Source organism: Micromonospora sp. URMC 105, from assembly GCF_051386295.1.
Lineage (GTDB): Bacteria > Actinomycetota > Actinomycetes > Mycobacteriales > Micromonosporaceae > Micromonospora.
The window spans coordinates 1-20,494 of sequence record NZ_JBPQTL010000041.1 but is presented as its reverse complement, the minus strand read 5'-3'; the positions used below and the strand labels follow the sequence as shown (position 1 = coordinate 20,494).

The window sequence follows — 20,494 nt, the reverse complement described above, 5'->3', positions numbered from 1 at the left end:
GGCCGCCGCTCCGGCAGCCGTACGGACAGGTGCGGCGGCGGTCGGACACCGCCGCCGCACCTACCCGGCGTTACCGCCGGGGCCGTCCGCTCAGGTGCGCCAGCGACCGGGCGACCAGATCGTCCCGGGCCGCCGGGGCCAACCCCTCCAGGCCGAAGCCGAGGTAGACGGTGTCGTCGGTGACCACCGCCGCCCCCTCGGTGAACGCCTGCTGGCTACGGGCCCAGTCGTTGCCGCCGGGCGCCGAGCCCGGCGGCGGCCCGGCCACCGTCCAACCACCGAGGTCCGGCGTCTCGAAGGAGGTCTCCGAGACGACCGTGCCGTCGGTGATCACCCGCGCGTCGTCCAGGAAGACACCCAGGCCCTGGGTGCCCCAGTCGGAGACGTACGAGATGGAGACCTCGACCTGCTTGCCGGCGTACGCCGACAGGTCGACGGCGAACTCCCGCCAGCCGCCGGAGCTGCCGGTGGCCGCGTTCCAGCTGCCGGTGCTGCCCGTGGGGGAGCAGTCGGCGCCCTGGTAGTGGGCGAGGAACGGGTGCAGGGTCTCCGCCCAGCCCGACTCGCAGCTCTCGCCGGTCTCGGTGCCGGTGCGGCCGTTGGCGTCGGGCAGCGTCGTCCAGTTGTCGCTGCCCACCTCGTGCGCCTCGACGATCAGGAAGTCCCAGTTCTGCTCGATGTCGTACGAGGTGAAGAAGCGCAGCTCCCCGCTGGTCGCCGAGGTGAGGTCGACGGTGCGGGTGAGCCGCTTGTACGACTCGTCGGACCGCCCGCTGTACAGGTACCACTCGCCGGTGCGGGGGTCGAACGGGGCGCTGCCCGGCCGGGCCCAGTCCACCGCCGCCGAGCTGGCGAACTGCGGGAACTTGTCGGGGGGCAGGAAGCTCGACGTGGTGAGGAACGAGGCCGTGTGGTCCTGGTTCCCCGCCGAGCCGGGCGCGTTGAGCTGCCCGGTGAAACCGGCGAAGGCCCCGTCCGCGCCGCGCAGCGGGTACGGCGTGCCGTCCGGGTCGCTGCCGCCGTCGCTGACGTAGTTGTACGCCCCCAGGTAGTACTGCTGGAAGTCGTTCAGCAACGGCAGGCAGGTGGCGTCGTCCGGGTCGGCGCACTCCGGCACCGCCGGATCCGGCTGGTAGACGTACGAGCCGTTGGCGGCCTGGGCGAAGAGCGCGTACTTGCCGCTGACCAGCAGCTTGCCGCCCTCGTTGAGGTAGTCGCGCACGGCCAGTTCGGTGTCCAGGGCCGCGCGGGCGGCGGTGCCGCCGACCTGGCCGGGGGAGCGCAGGATGACGTCGTCGCCGGTCTCCCAGACCACCGTCCGGTAGTGCGACAGCACGCCCAGCGGGTGCGGGGCGGCCCGGCCCATCGTGTCGAAGTCGTAGACGTCACTGCTGCGGCCGGCCTTGGCCAGGGACGCGGCGATCTCGTCGGCGTACTTCGCCCCCGGGCCGCCGGTCTGCGCCGGGCTGAGCCCGGTCACGTCCTCCACCGCGAGCACCAGCACGTCCCCGCCGATGTCGGTGTGCACCCGGTAGGTGAAGTGCTCGCTGGCCACCGGGCCGCTGCGCGGCTTGACCCCGGTGAACCACACCTCGACCCGGTCACCCGGCTTCGTGCCGGTCACCGTGCCGCGCAGCTCGGCGTAGTAGTCGTCGTGGGTGTCGCCGTACCGCTCGCCGCCGCGCCACTCGCGGACCTTGACCGTCTTGGGCCGGCCGCCGTTGACGACGTAGTGCATCCGGACGTTCTTCAGCGCCCGCCGGGTGATCGACGCGACCTGCTGGGTGCGCCCGTAGGAGGTGCCGAAGGAGTCGACCACGAAGTCGGGGGTGCTGCGGCCGACCACCGACACCGGGTCGTCCGGGTCGGCCGCCGACTTCGCCACCGACAGCGCGAACGGCAGGTTCTTCGCCACCTCGGCGGAAATCAACTTCTCGTCGTCGGGGAAGATGAACCCGCTGATGCAGTCCTCGGGGCGCCACTCGTCGTTCGGGTCCGACGCCGATGCCGCCTGGCAGGTGGACATCTCCGGGGTGAAGCCGAGGGTGCCGTAGCGGACCGTGGCGTGGCTGTCGGTGTCGCCGTTGGTGGTGTACAGCTCGGCGGAGATGTCCGGGTCGTAGCCGGGCACCGCCGGGTGCGCGTCGTCGCCCACCATCGCCTGGTAGATGACGTCGTCCGGGGTGGGCGTGCTGACCTGCCAGCCGACGCCGTAGAGCAGCAGCTGGGCGGCCGAGTGGTAGTTGACGAAGAACTCGAAGCCGACCCGCTTGAAGAGGCGGTCCAGCGCCTTCGTCTCCGGCTCGGAGTTGGGCGCGGGGCCACGGTAGGTGTCGCTGTTCGGCTCCGGCGAGGAGCCCTCGTCGTCGTAGCCCCACTTGTAGCTGAAGTTGCGGTTCAGGTCGACGCCGTCGGCGGTGGTGACCTGCCCGTCACCGTCGTTGTCGCGCAGGTTCTTGCGCCACAGCCGGTTGCCCGGGGTGAAGGTGTGGTCGTAGCCGTCCGGGTTCGCCACCGGCAGGAACCACAGCTCGGTGCGGTCCACCAGCCGGGTGATCTCCGGGTCGCTGCCGTAGTTGTCCAGCACGTGGTGCAGCAGGCGGCGGGTCATCTCCGGGGTGATCCACTCGCGGGCGTGCTGCGCGCTGCCGTAGAGCACCGCCGGGCGCCGCCCGTCCGGCACGGTCCGCGCGTTCTTCGTCACCTTCACCGCCAGGATCGGCTTGCCCTGGACGGTACGACCGATCGTCTCCAGCTTGGCCAGCTTCGGGAAACGCGCCGCCGTGGCGGTGATCTCGTCGCGGAGGCCACCGGGCTCGCTGTACGACCGGAACGCGTTCCAGCCGGCCGCTGCCTGCTCGCGCAGCGCCCGGGAGGCCTCCTTGCCGCGTACCTTCTTGACGTCCAGCCGCACGCCCTGGTCGGCCAGGCGCGCCGCCTCCCTTTTGCTGAGCACCGTCTCGACCCGGGTGGCCCCGTTCTCGTCGGTGCCGCGGTGGTCGTGTCCGAGGTCGACGCCGGACGCGCGCAGCTTCTCCAGCTGTTGCGGGTCCAGCGTGCCGACGTACACCTCCAAGCTGTCGCGGCCGCCCGGGTCGGACGGTGGCCGTGCGCTCGCCGGTGCGGTCAGCGTCAGCGCGCCGACCAGGGTGAACACGCCGGCGATCGCCAGCCGTGTTGGTCTCATCGCATCCCCTTCGGTGGAAGGACCTGTGGGGCGAGCCTCCATGTGACGTACAGCGATGTCAATGCGTCGATCAGTCGATGGCCGGGTGGACCGAGCGTGACTTAGTCCGCTACGCCCCGTTATTCCCGTGTCGGTAGGAACAGCCACGGAAGGGCGACACGTTGAGCCAGACACGACTACTGATCACCGGCGGAGCGGGCTTCATCGGCGCGAACCTGGTCCGCGCAGCCCTGGCCGCCGGGACCTACGCGGTACGGGTGGTCGACGACTTCTCCACCGGCCTGGAGGCCAACCTCGCCGGCCTCCCCGTCGAGGTCGCCCGCTGCTCCATCCTCGACGAGTCGAGCCTGCGCCGAGCGGTCGCGGGCACGGACGCCGTCGTCCACCTCGCCGCCCTGCCCAGCGTCGCCCGGTCCGTCGAGGACCCGCTCGGCTCGCACCGGGTGAACACCACCGGCACCCTCAACGTCCTGGAGGCGGCGCGGCACGCCGGCGTCCGGCAGGTCGTCGTCGCGTCCTCGTCCTCGGTGTACGGCAGCAACCCCGTCCTGCCGAAGCAGGAACTGGCCTGGACCCGCCCACTGAGCCCGTACGCCGTCACCAAGCTGACCACCGAGGCGTACGCCCTGGCCTACCAGGAGTCGTTCGGGCTGTCGACGCTGGCGTTCCGCTTCTTCAACGTCTACGGGCCGGGGCAGCGGCACGACCACGCGTACGCCGCGGTGATCCCGCGGTTCGTGCACGCGGCCCTGGCCGGTGAGCCCGCCGTCGTGCACGGCGACGGCCTGCAGTCGCGGGACTTCACCTACGTGGACACCGTGTGCCAGGTGCTGCTGGACGCGGTGTGGCGGGAGGTGTCCCATCCGCAGCCGGTCAACCTCGCCTACGGCACCCGCACCGACCTCCGGTCGGTGATCGCGGAGATCGAAGCCGTGCTCGGGCGGGAGATCGAGGTGCGCCACGCCCCGCCCCGGTCGGGGGACGTGCGGCACTCGCAGGCCGAGAACGTCACGCTGCGCAAGCTCTTCCCGGACGTGACGCCCACCCCGCTGCCGGTGGGGCTGCGCGCCACGATCGACTGGTTCCGTACCCTCGCCGTCCCCGCCACGGGCACGGCGGCGCGCTGAGGCACCGCGCGCGGACGCGACACCGGCGGTCGCGTCCGCGTGCGAGCCGGTTCAGGCGTCGACGGGACTGGGGCTCACGCCGGTGCCCCAGACCACCGCCGCCCACGGCCAGCCCTCCGGGCCGAAGTTGGAGGCGAGGTTCCAGGCGCGGGAGGCCAGGCCGTACGCCGTCCCGAGGGAACCCGGGCGCACCTGGGAACTCGGCAGCAGGGGCCCGCCCGCCTCGCCGGTCCGCACGTCGGTGAAGCCGGCGGCCTCGAACGCCGCCCGCATCGAGTCGGTGGACATGATGGCGAGGTTGTGCGTGGCCGCGGTCTCCGGGCAGAACCTGCGCATCAGGCGTGCCGTCAGCGGATGCGCGTAGTTGGGCACGGTGATCGCCGCGGTGCCGCCCGGGCGCAGGAAACGCCGGTGGTAGCCGACCGCGTCGGCGGGCTCGGTGAAGTGCTCGACCAGGCCGAAGGAGACCGCCAGGTCGGCGGGGGGCACGGTGGCGGTGCGGATGTCGCCCAGGTGGAGGGTGGCGGGGATGCCGGCCGCGGCGAGCAGCTTCTCGGCCGCCTCCAGGCCTCCCGGGGCATAGTCGATCCCGGAGTAGCGGTGCCCCGGCCGCAGGCCGTGCAGCTCCAGCAGCATCCGGCCCGGCGCGCAGCCCAGTTCCAGCACGTCGACCGGCCCGGTCCGGCCGGTGCTGTCCAGCAGTTCGGTGAGCAGCCGCCGCCAGGTGCGGGTGTGGCGCAGCCGCTCCTTGGTGCGGGTGACCCCCTGGTTGCGCTGCCGGCCGGTCCAGATGCCGTCCCAGGTGTCGGCGGTCGTCAGATGGTTGTCGTGACTCACGATCGGTCCTTTCCCGACCGGCGGCCGAGCCGGCCGGTGGTGGATGTGGCGAGGTTGCGGGTGGGCGGGTGACGTCCGCCGGTCAGCGGCGGCTGCCGGTGGCGACCGCGGGTGCCGGTTGGCCGGCCGCCGCCGTCGCCGATGCCGGTGGGCCCGCCGGTGCCGGCCGCGCCGGGGCCAGCCGGGACCGGATCAGGTGCAGCAGGCCGTAGAAGAGCAGGCCGTAGACGAGGGTGGCGATGAGCGCGCGGCTCTCGCCGCGGATGTTGTACATCAGGCTGACGACGAAGAGCATGCTCAGGTAGGCCGTGAACGGGCCGCGGTCGACGTTGTTCATCAGCAGCCGGGCGGCGGCGGCGAGGAGCGCGAAGAGGACCGGGATGCCCAGCATGCCGAAGTTGAGATACGCCTCGCCGGTGAGGGTGAAGCCGTACCCGCTCCCGGACCCGGCGGCCACCTGCCCCACGAACCAGTCGGCGAGCGCCGGGGGCACCCCGTCCAACCCCGGGACCAGCGCCGTCAACGAGTGCCAGAAGGTCGCGCCGTGGGTGTGCGGGACCATGAACGGGACCAGCGACATCACCGTCGTGTCCACCGTCAGCACGGACCCCTCGTTCAAGGTCTGCTGCACGCCCACCTGCTGCCCGCTGCGGACGCTGGTCAGGTAGGCCGCGCCGAGCAGGCAGAGCGCGCCCGTGACGCCCACCCGCAGCGTCACGCCCCGGGTGCGGAAGAGCTGCAGGTGCAGCAGCAGCCCGAAGGCCACGTAGATGAAGTCGCGCTCGTTGGTCGCCAGGCAGTACGTGGTGTAGCAGGCGAAGTTCGTCCAGTACGCGAGCCGCCCGGCCCGGCTCGTGGTCGCCATGAAGTACGTCGAGCAGGCGAAGATCTGCAGCAGCAGGTACGGGTAGTGCCAGGGGCCCGCGAGGTCGATCCGGAGCAGCTTGTCGCCGGCGAGCAAGGCCGGCCCGCGCAGCGCGAGCAGGCCGACCGCGTAGGCGGCGAGCGCCCAGAACGCGAGGGTCAGCAGGGGCAGCGGTGGCGACGCCTCGGTGAGCCGGGCCCGGTCGGCCGCCGCCCGCCGGGCCGGCAGCACCAGTCCCACCACGAACATCGCCGCGATGGCCAGCGCCACACCGAGCACCGCCTGGGGGATCCGTTCCGGGAGGATGCCGGAGAAGATCTCGTTGCCCAGCACGTGGTTGACCGCCGGCCCCAGGCCGAAGAAGGCGACGTAGAGAATGAGGTAGCCGAGCCCGTCGCGGCTCGCGGACCTGGCCAGCAGGACCAGCGCGGCGGTGAGCCCGAGGGCCACCGCCCCCCAGACGGTGTAGGTGACGTTCATTCGACTGCCTTCCTCCGGTGCGTCGTCGCCTCGGCAGGCGTCCCGGGTGTGGTCCTGGTCGGGGCGGGTGGCCCGGAGGTCGTGGCCCGCTGCGCGCCCGGCGCCGGGGGACCGGCGGGCCGCCGTGCCGCCCGCCGCTCGGCCAGCTCCCGGACCTGCTCGTAGAACGCGATGCGGCGCGGGGTGAGGCGGGCGGCGGCGTAGTCCCGCGCCCGGGCGAGGTTGCGGGCGGAGGCAATTGCCATCCGCTCCCGGTCGGCCAGCATCGCGCCGACGGCCTCGGCGAGCCGGGCGGGGTCGCCCGGTGCCACCAGGTCCTCGGGGGGCAGCAGTTCCGGCACACCGCCGACCCGGGCGCCGATCGCCGGCAGCCCGCGCGCCATGGCCTCGATCAGCGCCCGGGGCAGCCCCTCCGCGCGGGACGGGAGCACGAACAGGTCCGCCTCGTCCAACCGCCGCCACACCTCGGGTCCGCTGCTGACCAGGCCGGCGAAGGTCACCCGGTCGGCCACTCCCAGGCGGCCGGCCAGCTCCGCCAGATCGCCGCGCAACCGGCCCTCGCCCAGATGGGTCAGCGTGACGTCGTGCCCCGCACCGGCGAGCCGGGCCACCGCCCCGATCAGCGTGTCGATGCCCTTGTACGGCTGGGCCAGCGACCCCACCGAGACGAGCCGCGACCGCTGCGGGGCGGGCCGGGGCGCCGGTGCGTACGCCTCCTCCGGCAGGTCGATGCTGGAGCACGCGGTGGTGTACGCCCCCGGCCGGGCCGGGTAGCGGGACTGCAACGAGCGCTCGGTGACGTACGACAGCGCCGCCGCCGAGGCGCACTGGCGGCGCAGTTGCCGGCTCATCCAGTGCCGCAGCACCGGCCGCAGCGGGTGTCGTACCGCCCCGGGGGCGAGGGCGTCGTGCGGGTCGCCCACGACCTCCAGCCCGAACGGCAGGCCGCGGCGGTTGCGCGCGAGCGCGAGGGTCATCCCGATCGGCGACGGCACCCGCAGGATCACCGCGTCGGCGTCCCCGGCCGCCGCCAGGACGGTACGGCGTACCCGCTCCCGCGCCCGCAGGTACTGCGCCGGGCCGGCGTACGACGGCACCGGCCAGACCTCGACGCCGTCACCGGTGACGGGCCGGTCGGCCGGGCCGGGGCGGGGGACGTCCGCCACCCGGGCGACCACCCGGACCGACGCGAAGACAGCCGTGTAGCGGCGCCAGAACCGGTGGTCGGCCACGTCGCCGGTCCAGACGGTGCCGTCCGGGGTGCGGGTGAACCGGGACTCGGTGGTCACCACGACCCGGGTCACCGGTCCACCACCGACTCGATCAGGTCGGCCACCGTAGCCGCCGAGTCGCGGTTGTCGAACCGGGCCAGCATCCGGTCCCGGCTGCGGCGTCCCCTGCCCCGGAGCCGCCCGGTGGGCTCCTCCTCGTACGCCGAGGCCAGTGCCGCGCACAGGGCCGCCGCGTCACCGCGCGGCACCACCCACCCGGTGCGGTCGTCGACCGCCTCGGGGAGCCCGCCGGCGTCGCTGACGATGCAGGGCACCGCCATGGCCCCGGCCTCCAGCGCCGCCCCGTGCCCCTCGGACAACGAGGGGCTCACGCTGACGTCCGCGGTGAGGTAGTGGTCGCGGACGTCGGAGACGCCGGTCAGCCAGGTCACCGTGGTGTCCTCGGTGAGCCGGAACCGGTCGACGAGGTCCCGCCGGTGCGCCTCGCCCCGCGCCCCCCAGCCCGCCCCGATCAGGAGCAGGTGCGCCCGGGGGTGCCGGGCGGCGAACTCCCGCCAGGCGTCGAGGAGCACGTCGTGGCCCTTGATGCCCGATCCCCGGTGCACGAGCCGCCGGGGCGGGTAGACGTAGGCGACCATGACGACGACGAAGGCGTCCTGGGCGATGCCCAGTTCGCTGCGGACCTTCGCCCTGATCTCGGCGTGGCGTCGGAGGTCCGCCGGTGGAGCGAACCGGCTCGTGTCGACCCCGTAGGTGGCCACCGCCCGGCGGGCCGGCGGGCAACCCAGCTCACCGTAGCGGCGCGAGGTGTCGGCGGTGCCGCAGACCACGAGGTGATCGAGGCGGTGCAGCCGGCGCTCGGCCAGGCGGATGAGCCCCGACTCCAGGAACAGCGGCCCGGCCACCATGTGGACGCGGCGCGTCCCGGTGCCCAGCGTGGCGATCCGGGCGGCGAGGGCGGAGGCGTACAGGTGGTACTGGACGACGTCGGGGCGCAGCGCCCGCAGCAGCCGGCGCAACCGGAGCAGGTCGCGGATCCGAGACGGCGACGGCCGGAAGCGGAAGTCGAACGGCGAGCACCGGACGTCGAAGCCGCGGGCCGCCAGTTCGTCGGCGAGCCGCCCGCCGCCGGGCGGGAGGACGACCACCACCTCGTGGCCGCGTCGCCGGAACTCCTCCACCTGGGGCAGCACCCAGAGGCCGCCCTGGGCCGTCTTGAGCAGGACGACGACGCGGAGCTGCCGTCGCGGGTCGCCGGTCACCGGGCCGGCACCCCCTTCACGATCGTGTCCGGCGGCACGTCGCGTACCACGCAGGCACCCGCGCCGACGGTGGCGCCGGCGCCGATCCGCAGGCCGGGCAGGACCACCGCGCCGGCCCCGACCAGCGACCCGGTCTCCAGGGCGCAGTCGCCCGAGACGGTGCCCATCGGGTGTACGGAGACGAAGTCGCCGAGCACGCAGTCGTGCGCGACGGTGGCGTTCTGGTTGACGTGGACGTGCCGTCCGGCGGTGACGTTGGTGGTGATCCGCGCCCCGGCGAAGACGACCAGTCCCTCGGCGCTGACCAGGTCGGGGCCGACGGTGGCGTCCGGGTGCACGAGGACGGGTGAGGGCAGCCCGAAGGGGCGTACCCGCCGATCGATCCGCTGGCGGACCCGGGGGTCGCCGATGCCGAGGACGACGTGGGTGGTGGGGGGAAGCTCGCCCAGCACGGACACCGGGCCGAGGTGCGGCACGCCGAAGGCCTGCAGCCGCTTGCGGTTGGTCTCCGACGGGTCGTCGTCGACGAAGCCGGCCAGACGCCACGGTGGCGCCTGGGCGGCGGCGCCGTTGACCGCCCGGACGATGGTGGCGATCTCCCTGCCGTGGCCGCCGCAGCCGACGACGACGATGTCCAGGCTCATCATGACCGCCGATCTGTCAGCAGTGGGTGACGGGATCCCGGGCCGGCCGGTGCGGAACCGGCGGTGGTGAGAGCCGGTTCGCCGGTGAACTCGTGGGCGGTGGCCGCGCCCGGGGCGGCGATGCCGTCGCGTCGTACCACCGACACCACCGTCCGGGCGAGAATGCGCAGGTCGAGCGGAAGGCTGACGTGGTCGACGTACCAGACGTCGTAGGCGAACCTGGTCTCCCAGTCCAGGGCGTTGCGGCCGTTGACCTGGGCCAGGCCGGTCACCCCCGGGCGTACCAGGTGCCGGCGGAACTGCTCCGCCGAGTACCGCTCCCGGTAGGACACGGGCAGGGGGCGGGGCCCGACCAGGCTCATGTCGCCGCGCAGGACGTTGAGCAGGCTCGGCAGCTCGTCGACGCTGGTCGCCCGCAGCCAGCGGCCGAGCGGGGTGAGCCGTTGCCCGTCGTGCCGGGGGTCGTCTGCCCGGCCCGCGCGCATCGAGCGGAACTTGAGGATCGAGAACTCCGCGCCGCCCCGCCCGATCCGTCGTTGCCGGAACAGCACCGGACGGCCCATGCAGACCAGCACGGCCAGCGCCGCCACGGCCATCACCGGAGCGGTGAGCAGGATCGCGACGGCGGCCACGCCGATGTCGACCAGCCGCTTGACGGCCAGCGTGGACGTCCGGCTCACCGGGCCGCCTCGACGAACTCCGCCACGGTGGCCATGACGTGCTCCACCTGTGCCGGGCCGAGCGCCGACCCGCTCGGCAGCGTGACGCAGCTGCCGAAGAGCCGGTCGGCGGCGCCGGTCAGCAGGGCCGGGCTGTCGCGGTAGACCGGCTGCTGGTGCATCGGCTTCCACATCGGACGCGTCTCGATGTCGTGCCGGGCCAGGTGGGCGCCCAGTTCGGCGGCGGTCCAGCCGGTGACCCCGTCGTCCACGACGAGGGTGGTCAGCCAGCAGTTGCTCTCCGCGTCCGGCTCGCCGAGGATGCGGGTGCCCGGCACGTCGGCGAAGAGCTTGGCGTACCGCTCCCGCAGCAGCCGCCGCCGGTTGATCATCTCGTCGAGGCGGGTGAGCTGGGCGCGGCCGAGTGCGGCGAGCAGGTTGCTGAGCCGGTAGTTGTAGCCGACCTCGCGGTGTTCGTAGTGGGCGACGGGCTCCCGGGCCTGCGTCGACAGGTGCCGGCAGCGGGCCAGCAGCGCCGGGTCGTCCGACACGACCATGCCGCCGCCCGACGTGGTCATCACCTTGTTGCCGTTGAAGGAGAGGGCGGCGGCCAGCCCGAAGGACCCGGCCGGGCGGCCGTCCCGGGTGGAGCCGAGGGCCTGGGCGGCGTCCTCCAGCAGGGGGGTGCCGGCGGCCGCGCAGATCGCGCGGAGCCGTTCGTGGTCCGCACACCGGCCGTTGATGTCCACGGCCACCACCGCGGCGACCGGCGTGCCCTCCGCGCGCAGCCGGCGCAGGAGGTCCTCCAGGACGGCCGGGTCCAGGTTGCCGCTGCCGGCCTCGCAGTCGACGAAGACAGGCTGTGCCCCGGTGTACGCCACGGCGTTGGCGGTCGCGGCGAAGGTGAGCGTCGGCACGACGACCGCCGTGCCGGGCCGGGCGCCCGCCGTCAGCAGGATCAGGTGCAGGGCCGCGGTGCCCGAGGCGACCGCCACGGCACCCGCCACACCGAGCCGCTCGGCGACCTCCCGCTCGAACGCGTCGAGATCCGGCCCGACCGGGGCCACCCAGCCCGACCGCAGGGCCCGCAGCAGGTACTCCTCCTCCACCTGCCCGACGTCGGGCGGGGACAGCAGGACCGGCGCGGCCATCAGAGACCCGCTCCCGCGCGGCGGGACGGCCGTGGTGTCGCCGTCCGCCGAGCTGTGTCCGTCACGTGCACGTTGCCTCCGAAGTTGGTGCATCGAGCGTCGAATGCTGGATGAAGTTCTGCGCGCCCGGATAGGGGCATATCGGGGCGACGACCTGTCAAACGGAGAAAACCGGTGAGTGGTCACCGGCTCCGGCGCGGACGCTCCCAGCGGCCGCCACGCTCAGCTGCATCCCCGGTGGCTCCTCGGCCCGGTCTCCGGACGGCGTGTCCGCCGGGAGACCTGGAACCATCGGTACACTTTTATCACCTTGAAAATCATTCATCCGATAAAACGGAAAACGATGAGTATTGCCGATTCGCATGCCGCTCCCGGTCCACCCCGGCCCGGCCGGGACGCCCCACCGGCGGCGGGCGGCACGCCCCGTCGGCACGCCGCCGACGTGGCCTGGAGCCTCGCCGGACTGGCCGCCGCGACCCTGGCCCAGTGGGGGCTCATCCTCGTGCTGGCCCGGATCGGCAGCCCCGTGATGGTCGGCCAGTACGCGCTCGGCCTGGCGGTCAGCGCGCCGGTCGTCCTGATCTGCGGGCTGGGCCTGCACACGGTCCTCGTCACCGACATGGCCGACCGCTTCGTCCCCGCCGAGTACCTGCGGGCCCGGCTGACCGGCGTCGGCGCCGCCCTCCTGGTGATCGGGCTCCTCGCCGCCGTCGCCGGCACCGCCGGCGCCACGGTGGTGTTCCTGGTGGCCGTGGCCAAGGCCCTCGACGGGGTCGGCGAGATCTTCTTCGCGGTACTGCAACGCGGCGGCCGGGTCCGGGTGGTGGGCCGGGCCATGACCGTCAACGGCACGATCACCCTGGCGGCGGCGGTAGGTCTCCTGCTCGCCACCGGCGATCTCCGCCTGGCGGTGCTCGGCTCCGTGCTGGGGTCGCTGGTCGGCTCCGTCGGCTATCCGCTCCGGACGGTGCGGCGGCTGCGGGCACGGGGGAAGCTGCCGCCCGCGCGCCCCGCACCCCGCCGGGACCGGGCCGCCCCCCGGCTGTGGCGGCTCGCCGTGACCGCGCTGCCGGTGGGGCTCGCGTCCGGGCTCGCCTCGTTCAGCGTGAACGTCCCCCGATACGTGGTGGAGCACCGGCTCGGCGCCGCCGCCCTCGGCGTGTTCGCTGCGCTGAGCTACGTCCTGCTGGCGGCTAACATGCTCTTCTCCGCCATGTACCAGGTGCTGCTGCCCCGGATGTCGGCGATGCTCAGCCGGGGGGAGCGGCGGACGCTGGTCAGGTTGGTCGCGCGGCTGGTCGCCGGTGCGCTGCTGCTCGGCGCCGCCGGGGTGCTCGCGGCGGCGGTCGGCGGTCGCCGGGTGCTCGGGGCGCTCTACGGGCCCGCGTACGCCGAGAGCGCCGACGCGCTCATCGTCTTCGCAGTGGCCGTCTGCGCCAGCGGGGCGCTGTTCGCCATCAACACGGCGCTGCTGGCCGTCCGCCGGTTCACCCACCAGCTCGTCGCGGGAGTGGTCACGGTGCTGGTGGCCGGCGGGGTCAGCGTGCTGCTCGTACCTCGCCTCGGGCTGGTCGGCGCCGCCCTGACCGTGGTCGTCATCCTCGGCTCCGAGGCGGTCGTCAAGGGCGTCATGCTGCGTCGCGCGCTCACCCCGGCGGCGCAGACGCCGGACGCGGCCGTCACCCGACCCGTCGCCGAGGGCGTCGGCCGGTAGAGTGCTGCCCGCCGCACCCACCGGTGCGCGTGCGCCGCCCCGATCCCAGGGAGCCGTCCGTGTTGCACCTGCGGGTGATCGCGCCCCCGGACCAGTCCTCCGCCGTCGCCAACCTGCTCGCCGGGGACCCGGGGGTCACCCACCTGGTGGTGCTGCCCGGCGCCGCCCGTCAGCCCCGCGGTGACCTGGTCCTCTGCGACGTGGTGCGGGAACGCGCCGACACCGTGCTGCACGAGTTGCGCCGGCTCGGAGTGGAGGCCCGCGGCGGCATCGCCGCCGACGACGTCGAGCTGACCCTCTCCGTCGCCGCCGAGCGGGCGGCCGAGAACGCCCCCGGCAGCGGCGCGGACGCGGTGGTCTGGGACGAGATCGCCGCCAAGACCGGCGAGCAGACCGAGCTGTCCGGCACCTTCCTGGTCCTCATCGTCGTCGCCACGATGATCGCCGGGATCGGCGTGCTGCTGGACCAGCCGATCCTGATCGTCGGCGCGATGGTGGTCGGGCCGGAGTTCGGCCCGCTCGCCGCGCTCTGCGTGGGACTGCTGCGCCGCAAGGGCCGGACGGTCGTCCGGTCGGTGCAGGCGCTGGTGGTCGGCTTCCTGACCGCGATGGCGGCCACCGTGCTGAGCACCTGGGCGCTGACCGCCGCCGGTCTGGTCGACCGGAACATGCTGCTGGCCGAGCGGCCGCTGACCGACTTCATCTGGCGGCCGGACGCGCTGTCCTGGGTGGTCGGCCTGCTCGCCGGGGTGGCCGGGATGCTCTCGCTCACCTCGAAGAAGTCCGGCTCCCTGGTCGGCGTGCTGATCTCGGTGACCACCGTGCCGGCCGCCGCGAACGTCGCGGTCGCCGCCGCGTACGGGGTGTGGCACGAGGCCAGCGGGTCGGCCCTCCAACTGGTGATCAACCTGTGCGCGATCGTCCTCGCCGGACTGGCGACCCTGGCCGTGCAGCAGTTCTGGTGGTGGCGCCTGGCCCGGCGGTTGCGCCGGGCAGGGTTCACCGCCAGTCGTCCCCGGCCTCCAGCCGGCGGCTGAGCAGCGTCCGGAGCGGGATCGACTCGCCGTCCCGGCCGCCCCGGCCGAGCACCAGCGGCGCCGGGTCGGGCATCGGGTCGACGCCGAACAGCCGGAACCGCAGGCGGGGCGGCACGCTCAGCAGGTGGAACCGGCCCTCGGTGTCGACCGCCCGGGTGCGGGCCCGGTCGACGTACCAGCCGGTGAGGCGGGTGCGGTACCTCCCGCGCCCGTCGTGAGCGCGGGCCGTCAGCCGGGTGGTCGGCAGGCCGCGCCGGGTCGCCTCGGCGGCGAACCAGGCCACCAGCTCGGCGGCCTCCGCGTGCTCGGTCGCGCGGCGTCGCTCCTCCGCCTCCGCGTGAGCCCGTACCGCGTGTCGCTGCCGCTCCCGCCAGTCCAGGCCGTCGTCGGAACCCATGCCCGCGACGGTACGCCCACTCCCGCCCCGCTGCGCCGGGCGGACCCGCCCGCCCGGCGATCATCGGGCAGCAGAGCTGCGGCAGCGAGTTGCGCTCGCGCTGCCCAGGCCGTCGAGCTGCGCGAATCGTTCCGCGACTCCGGCACCGTCTCGCCGGGCGCCCGAACCACCGCCGCTACGTACGTCCTCACCGGCGGCTTTCCCGGCCTGGTCGGAGGGACCCCGGTACGGCGCTGTGGAGCTGATGACGCAGACGACTCACCGGCAGGCCTGAGTCGTCTACGTCATCAGATCCACAGGGCGAGGACAGGGCCCCATTGCTGTCGACGCCCAGGCCCGTGGGCGGGCTTACGTCGCTCGGAGGAAGCCCCTGAGGGCGCCACGTCCGCCGCCATTACGTGAGGCCCCCGCCCGGTCCTGGCGATCAGCACGCTCTCCGCCGTCCCCGGCGGATCGGACGGTGATCAGCTGGCCCAGCCCGGGCCGCAGGGTCCGCCACCGCCGATCAGGTGATGGACCCTGCGGCCGGGTGGGTCAGGCCAGGCCGGCGCGGCGCAGCGCCTCGGCCATCGCGTCGTTCACCGGTGCCGGAGCGCCACGGCCCTGCCGCTGCTGCGGGCCGCCGCGCTGCCCGCCCCGCTCACCGCGACCGCCGCCGGGCTGTCCGCCCTGGTCACGGCGCTGCCCGCCGCCGCGCTGCCCGCTCTGCTCACCGCGCTGACCCCGGTCAGCCGGCCGCCCGGTCTGCTGGCCGCCCTGCTGGCCGCCGCGGGGGCCGCCGCGCTCGCGCCGCCCACCCTCGGACGCGGGACGGCCGGCCTCCGCGTCGTCCTCCAGCCGGAGGGTGAGCGAGATCCGCTTGCGGGGCACGTCCACGTCGAGCACCTTGACCCGGACCACGTCGCCGGACTTCACCACGTCGCGCGGGTCCTTGACGAACGTCTGGGACATCGCCGACACGTGCACCAGGCCGTCCTGGTGCACACCGACGTCGACGAACGCGCCGAACGCCGCGACGTTGGTGACCACGCCCTCCAGCAGCATCCCCGGGGTCAGGTCGCCGATCTTCTCCACCCCCTCGGCGAAGGTGGCGGTGCGGAACTCCGGCCGCGGGTCGCGGCCCGGCTTCTCCAGCTCGGCGAGGATGTCGGTGACGGTGGGCAGGCCGAACTTCTCGTCGACGAAGTCGGTGGCCCGCAGCCCGCGCAGGATGGTGCTCTTCCCGATCAGCGAACGCAGGTCCTGCCCGGTGCCGGCGAGGATCCGCCGCACCACCGGGTACGCCTCCGGGTGCACGCTGGAGGAGTCCAGCGGGTCGTCGCCGCCGGGGATGCGCAGGAAGCCCGCGCACTGCTCGAACGCCTTCGGGCCGAGCCGGGGCACCTTCTTCAGCTCGGCGCGGGAGCGGAACGGGCCGTTGGCGTCCCGGTGCAGCACGATGTTCTCCGCCAGCCCGGCGCCGATGCCGGAGACCCGGGTCAGCAGCGGCGCGGAGGCGGTGTTGACGTCCACGCCGACGGCGTTGACACAGTCCTCGACCACGGCGTCCAGCGAACGGGAAAGCTTCACCTCGGAGAGGTCGTGCTGGTACTGCCCGACGCCGATCGAGCGCGGGTCGATCTTGACCAGCTCGGCGAGCGGGTCCTGGAGGCGGCGGGCGATGGAGACCGCGCCGCGCAGCGAGACGTCCAGCCCGGGCAGCTCCTGCGAGGCGTACGCGGAGGCGGAGTAGACCGACGCGCCGGCCTCGGAGACCACCACCTTGGTCAGGTTGAGCTGCGGGTGCCGCTTGATCAGGTCACCGGCGAGCTTGTCGGTCTCGCGGCTGGCGGTGCCGTTGCCGATGGCGACCAGCTCGACGCCGTGCGCCCCGGCGAGCCGGGCCAGGGTCTCGATCGAGGCGTCCCACTGCCGGCGGGGCTCGTGCGGGTAGATCGTGTCGGTGGCGACCACCTTGCCGGTGGCGTCGACCACCGCGACCTTGACGCCGGTACGCAGGCCCGGGTCCAGCCCCATCGTCGCGCGGGTGCCGGCGGGCGCGGCGAGCAGCAGGTCGCGCAGGTTGGTGGCGAAGACCCGGACGGCCTCCTCCTCCGCCGCCTGCCACAGTCGCATCCGCAGGTCCGCGCCGAGGTGGATGAGGATCCGGGTACGCCAGGCCCAGCGCACGGTGTCGGCCAGCCACTTGTCGGCGGGCCGCCCCTGGTCGCTGACGCCGAACCGGCCGGCGATCACCGCCTCGTAGCGGCTCGGACCGGCGGGCGCCGCGTCGGCGTCACCCTCGGCCTCCGGGTCCATGGTCAGGTCGAGCACGCCCTCCTTCTCGCCCCGGAACATCGCCAGGATCCGGTGCGAGGGCAGCTTGGGGTACGGCTCGGCGAAGTCGAAGTAGTCGGCGAACTTCGCCCCGGCGGTCTCCTGGCCGTCGCGTACCCGGGAGACCAGCCGGCCCCGCGACCACATCTGCTCGCGCAGCGTGCCGATCAGGTCGGCGTCCTCGCCGAAGCGCTCGATCAGGATGGCCCGCGCGCCCTCCAGCGCGGCGGCGGCGTCGGCGACGCCCCGGTCGGCGTCGACGAAGCCGGCCGCCGTCTCGCGCGGGTCCCGCGCCGGATCGGCGAGCAGCGTGTCGGCGAGCGGCTCCAGCCCGGCCTCGCGGGCGACCTGCGCCTTGGTCCGCCGCTTGGGCTTGTACGGCAGGTAGATGTCCTCCAGGCGGGACTTCGAGTCGGCCGCCATGATCTGCGCCTCGAGGGCCTCGTCGAGCTTGCCCTGGCTGCGGATGGACTCCAGCACCGCGGCCCGCCGCTCGTCCAGCTCACGCAGGTACCGCAGCCGCTCCTCGAGGGTGCGCAGCTGCGCGTCGTCGAGCAGGCCGGTGGCCTCCTTGCGGTAGCGGGCGATGAACGGCACGGTGGCGCCACCGTCGAGCAGCTCCACGGCCGCCCGCACCTGACGCTCCGCGACGCCGAGCTCGTCGGCGATCCGCTGATGAACAGACTGGGTCACGATCTTGATCCGCCTTCGCTGTGGGTTCCGTGGTGCATTCTGCCGCCCGCCCCCGACGGCGCTCCCCGTACCCGCCCGACGCGCCTGCGCTAGCGTTGCGATCATGGAACAACCTGCGGATCTGCGGGCCCGCCGGCTCTTCGGCGGCAGCGCGCGGGCGCTCGGCGACCTCGCCGCCAGCCCGTTCCGGGCCGACCGGGACCGGATCGTCGCCTCGCCGTTCTTCGCCCGGCTGGGCGGCGTCACCCAGGTGATCAGCCCGGGCGGTTCGGGCCTGCTGGTGCACAACCGGCTCACCCACAGCCTCAAGGTGGCCCAGGTGGCCCGGGCGATCGCCGAGCGGCTCACCGCCGACCCGGTGCACCGCCGGCTCCTCGACGATCTCGGCGGCTGCGATCCGGACGTGGTGGAGGCCGCCGCGCTCGCCCACGACCTCGGCCACCCGCCCTTCGGCCACCTGGGGGAGCGGGTGCTGGACCGGCTGGCCCGGCAGCGGCTCGGCCTGCCCGACGGCTTCGAGGGCAACGCGCAGTCGTACCGGATCGTCACCAGCACCGAGATCCGCGGCGCGGCCACCACCGGGCTCGACCTGACCGCCGCCGTCCGCGCGGCCCTGCTGAAGTACCCGTGGACCCGGCTGGACCACCCGGACCCGCACCCGCGGCACCTCACCCCGGCGCCTCGGGGCGCCGCCGCCCCACCGGACGACCCGGAGAGCGGGTCGGCGAAGTTCGGCGCGTACCGGACGGAGCTGGCCGACCTGCGGCAGGCCCGGGAGCCGTTCGCCGGCCGGATCGCCGACTGGCAGCAGACCGTCGAGGCCTCGGTGATGGACACCGCCGACGACATCGCCTACGCCATCCACGACGTGGAGGACTTCTACCGGGTCGGGGTGCTCCAGCAGGGGGCGGTGGCCGCCGAACTGATGGCCTGGCAGCGCGACGGCGGGCACCTGCGGGCGGTCACCGACGCGGCGCTGACCGGCGCGGCCCGCCGGCCCGGCTCGGCGATCGAGCGGCTGCGCCGCCAGCTGCACCGCAAGGACGGCTGGATCGCCGACGACGAGGCGTTCGCCGCCGCGGTCGAGCACGTCCGCCAGGAACTCGTCGAGGGGCTGCTGGCCATGCCCTTCGACGGTTCGATCGAGGCCGAGCAGTACGTGGCCCGCTTCTCCGCCCGCTGGACCACCCGGTTCGTGGACGCGATCACCGTGGTCCGCGAGCCCTCGGTGCGCTCCGGGCACGTGCTGCTCGCCCCGGCCCAGTGGCACGAGGTGCAGGTGCTCAAGTTCGTCCACCACCGGTTCGTGCTGGCCCGCCCGGACCTGGCCCTGCACCAGCGGGGACAGGCCCGGCTGCTGGGCACGCTGGTCGAGGCGCTCTGGGAGTGGCTGCTCGACCCGGAGGAGGAGTCCCGGCTGCCGCGCCGGCTGCACGACCTGGTCGAGCTGGCCGAGGCGGAGCTGCACCCGCGTACCCCGGACCGGATCGGCCGGGCCCGGGGCCGGGCCATCGTCGACTTCGTCGCCCAGCTCACCGACGGCCAGGCGGTCGCCATGCTCGACGCCCTCTCCGGTCGCTCCGGCGCCCTTTGGACCGACGCCTTCGTGCTCTGACCGCCGCCGCCGCGCCGTCGGGCGCGGGCACCGCCCGGCGCCGGCCGGTGGGGCCGGCGCCGGTCAGCGGGTACGTCAGGCGACCGCCTGCCACCAGCCGTCCACCGGCGGCGGATCGTCCACCACCACCCGCTCGCCGGGGCGGGGTACCGCCAGCCGCACGTCGCGCGCCTTCGCCTCGGCCCAGAGCCGGTCCACCGGCTCGGACCAGTCGTGCAGGGCCAGGTTGAACGTCGCCCAGTGCACCGGCAGGAAGAGCCCGCCGCGCAGGTCGAGGTGGGCCGAGACGGCCTCCTCGGGGAACATGTGGATGGCCGGCCAGGCCCGGTCGTACGCGCCGATCTGCATCAGGGTCACGTCGAACGGCCCGTGCTCCGCGCCGATCTCGGCGTACCCGTCGAAGTAGCCGGAGTCACCGGTGTAGAAGACCTTGCGGTGCGCCCCGGCGACGACCCAGGAGCTCCAGAGCGTGCCGTCGCGGCGCAGCCCCCGGCCGGAGAAGTGCTGGGCGGCGGTGGCGGTGATCTCCAGCCCGCCCACCCGGTGGCTCTCCGACCAGTCCAGCTCGACGATCCGCTCCGCCGGTACCCCCCAGCGGTCCAGGTGGGCGCCGACGCCGAGCGGTACCAGGAACGGCGCGGACTGCCGCCGCGTCAGCTCCTGCACGGTGGCCATGTCCAGGTGGTCGTAGTGGTCGTGGGAGATCAGGACGGCGTCCACGGCGGGCAGGTCGACCAGGCGTACCGGCGGCTCGTGCAGCCGCTTGGGGCCGACCGCGCCGGAGGGGGAGCAGCGCTCGCTCCAGACCGGGTCGAGCAGCACCCGGTGCCCCTCGATCTCGATCAGGGCGGAGGCGTGGCCGTACCAGACGACGTTGAGCTCACGCTCGTCGGCGGCCGGCGCCGGGGTCGGGCGCAGCAGCGGCACCAGCGCGCGGGGGCGGCGGCGCTGCTTGCCGAAGAGCAGCTCCCAGAGCAGGTTGCGGCCCGGTTCGCCGGGGGTCATGGTGCGGGTCTGCGCCCGGTTGTGGAAGGTGCCGTCGCGGAACTGCGGGGAGCGGGCCGCCCGTTGCGCCCGGGCTCCGGTCAGCCGGCCGCCCAGCGCCGCCGGCACGTCGCGCGCCGCCCACGCCAGGCCGGCCACCGCGGCCAGCCCCGTCATCCGCCACAGCCGCCCGCCGAGTGCCCGGTCGAGTTCCCGGTCCGCTGGTGCCCGCATCGCCACGTCCCCTCCGCCGTCTCCCGCTTACACGGTAGCCACCGCCCCGCCCTCCGGCCG

The 20,494-nt window shown here is 74.1% G+C and carries 15 protein-coding genes; 4 read left to right on the top strand and 11 right to left on the bottom strand.

Annotation, left to right across the window (positions count from 1 at the left end; genetic code table 11):
- Positions 1 to 70: 70 nt before the first annotated feature.
- The gene (locus tag ACSNN7_RS15550; RefSeq protein ID WP_436681501.1) at positions 71 to 3,187 is read right to left on the bottom strand and encodes a M14 family zinc carboxypeptidase; all 3,117 of its coding nucleotides are present in this window, start codon (positions 3,185 to 3,187) and stop codon (positions 71 to 73) included.
- 161 nt (positions 3,188 to 3,348) lie between these two features.
- Between ACSNN7_RS15550 and ACSNN7_RS15545 the strand changes: the two genes are divergently transcribed.
- Positions 3,349 to 4,314, top strand: a complete 966-nt coding sequence (locus tag ACSNN7_RS15545) for an NAD-dependent epimerase/dehydratase family protein (protein ID WP_436681500.1) — start codon at positions 3,349 to 3,351, stop codon at positions 4,312 to 4,314.
- A 51-nt stretch (positions 4,315 to 4,365) separates the two neighbouring features.
- Here ACSNN7_RS15545 and ACSNN7_RS15540 read toward each other — a convergent pair whose 3' ends face one another.
- The 7 genes from ACSNN7_RS15540 to ACSNN7_RS15510 form a co-directional block, all read right to left on the bottom strand.
- Positions 4,366 to 5,151 (bottom strand): class I SAM-dependent methyltransferase, encoded by a 786-nt coding sequence (locus ACSNN7_RS15540; protein WP_436681499.1) that lies wholly within the window; start codon positions 5,149 to 5,151, stop codon positions 4,366 to 4,368.
- An 82-nt stretch (positions 5,152 to 5,233) separates the two neighbouring features.
- Positions 5,234 to 6,496, bottom strand: a complete 1,263-nt coding sequence (gene wzy, locus ACSNN7_RS15535) for an O-antigen polysaccharide polymerase Wzy (protein ID WP_436681497.1) — start codon at positions 6,494 to 6,496, stop codon at positions 5,234 to 5,236.
- Positions 6,493 to 7,800: a glycosyltransferase gene (locus tag ACSNN7_RS15530; RefSeq protein WP_436681496.1), complete on the bottom strand. Its 1,308-nt coding sequence runs from the start codon at positions 7,798 to 7,800 to the stop codon at positions 6,493 to 6,495. The genes wzy and ACSNN7_RS15530 overlap by 4 nt, the downstream gene beginning before the upstream one ends.
- Positions 7,797 to 8,990 (bottom strand): glycosyltransferase, encoded by a 1,194-nt coding sequence (locus ACSNN7_RS15525; protein ID WP_436681495.1) that lies wholly within the window; start codon positions 8,988 to 8,990, stop codon positions 7,797 to 7,799. Before ACSNN7_RS15525 ends, ACSNN7_RS15530 begins: the two co-directional genes overlap by 4 nt.
- The gene (locus tag ACSNN7_RS15520) at positions 8,987 to 9,637 is read right to left on the bottom strand and encodes a NeuD/PglB/VioB family sugar acetyltransferase (protein WP_436681493.1); all 651 of its coding nucleotides are present in this window, start codon (positions 9,635 to 9,637) and stop codon (positions 8,987 to 8,989) included. The genes ACSNN7_RS15525 and ACSNN7_RS15520 overlap by 4 nt, the downstream gene beginning before the upstream one ends.
- The gene (locus tag ACSNN7_RS15515) at positions 9,634 to 10,314 is read right to left on the bottom strand and encodes a sugar transferase (RefSeq protein WP_436681492.1); all 681 of its coding nucleotides are present in this window, start codon (positions 10,312 to 10,314) and stop codon (positions 9,634 to 9,636) included. Before ACSNN7_RS15515 ends, ACSNN7_RS15520 begins: the two co-directional genes overlap by 4 nt.
- Positions 10,311 to 11,444 (bottom strand): DegT/DnrJ/EryC1/StrS family aminotransferase, encoded by a 1,134-nt coding sequence (locus ACSNN7_RS15510; RefSeq protein WP_436681491.1) that lies wholly within the window; start codon positions 11,442 to 11,444, stop codon positions 10,311 to 10,313. Before ACSNN7_RS15510 ends, ACSNN7_RS15515 begins: the two co-directional genes overlap by 4 nt.
- Positions 11,445 to 11,787: 343 nt before the next feature.
- Between ACSNN7_RS15510 and ACSNN7_RS15505 the strand changes: the two genes are divergently transcribed.
- Positions 11,788 to 13,158: a lipopolysaccharide biosynthesis protein gene (locus ACSNN7_RS15505; RefSeq protein ID WP_436681490.1), complete on the top strand. Its 1,371-nt coding sequence runs from the start codon at positions 11,788 to 11,790 to the stop codon at positions 13,156 to 13,158.
- Between the two features lie 59 nt (positions 13,159 to 13,217).
- On the top strand, positions 13,218 to 14,195 hold the full coding sequence (locus tag ACSNN7_RS15500) for a DUF389 domain-containing protein (RefSeq protein ID WP_436681489.1): 978 nt from the start codon (positions 13,218 to 13,220) through the stop codon (positions 14,193 to 14,195).
- Here the strand turns inward: ACSNN7_RS15500 and ACSNN7_RS15495 are convergent.
- Positions 14,158 to 14,592 carry a hypothetical protein gene (locus ACSNN7_RS15495; protein ID WP_436681487.1) on the bottom strand — a complete coding sequence of 145 codons (435 nt, stop codon included), beginning with the start codon at positions 14,590 to 14,592 and terminating at the stop codon, positions 14,158 to 14,160. The two genes, ACSNN7_RS15500 and ACSNN7_RS15495, sit on opposite strands and share 38 nt — an antisense overlap.
- A 534-nt stretch (positions 14,593 to 15,126) precedes the next feature.
- On the bottom strand, positions 15,127 to 17,601 hold the full coding sequence (locus ACSNN7_RS15490; protein WP_436681485.1) for a Tex family protein: 2,475 nt from the start codon (positions 17,599 to 17,601) through the stop codon (positions 15,127 to 15,129).
- A gap of 103 nt (positions 17,602 to 17,704) precedes the next feature.
- Between ACSNN7_RS15490 and ACSNN7_RS15485 the strand changes: the two genes are divergently transcribed.
- On the top strand, positions 17,705 to 19,216 hold the full coding sequence (locus tag ACSNN7_RS15485; protein ID WP_436681484.1) for a deoxyguanosinetriphosphate triphosphohydrolase family protein: 1,512 nt from the start codon (positions 17,705 to 17,707) through the stop codon (positions 19,214 to 19,216).
- Positions 19,217 to 19,291: 75 nt separating this feature from the next.
- On the opposite strand, the gene ACSNN7_RS15480 is transcribed toward ACSNN7_RS15485, so the two are convergent.
- A complete protein-coding gene (locus tag ACSNN7_RS15480; RefSeq protein WP_436681483.1) occupies positions 19,292 to 20,434 on the bottom strand; it encodes an MBL fold metallo-hydrolase in 1,143 nt (380 codons plus the stop codon).
- Between the last annotated feature and the right edge of the window lie 60 nt (positions 20,435 to 20,494).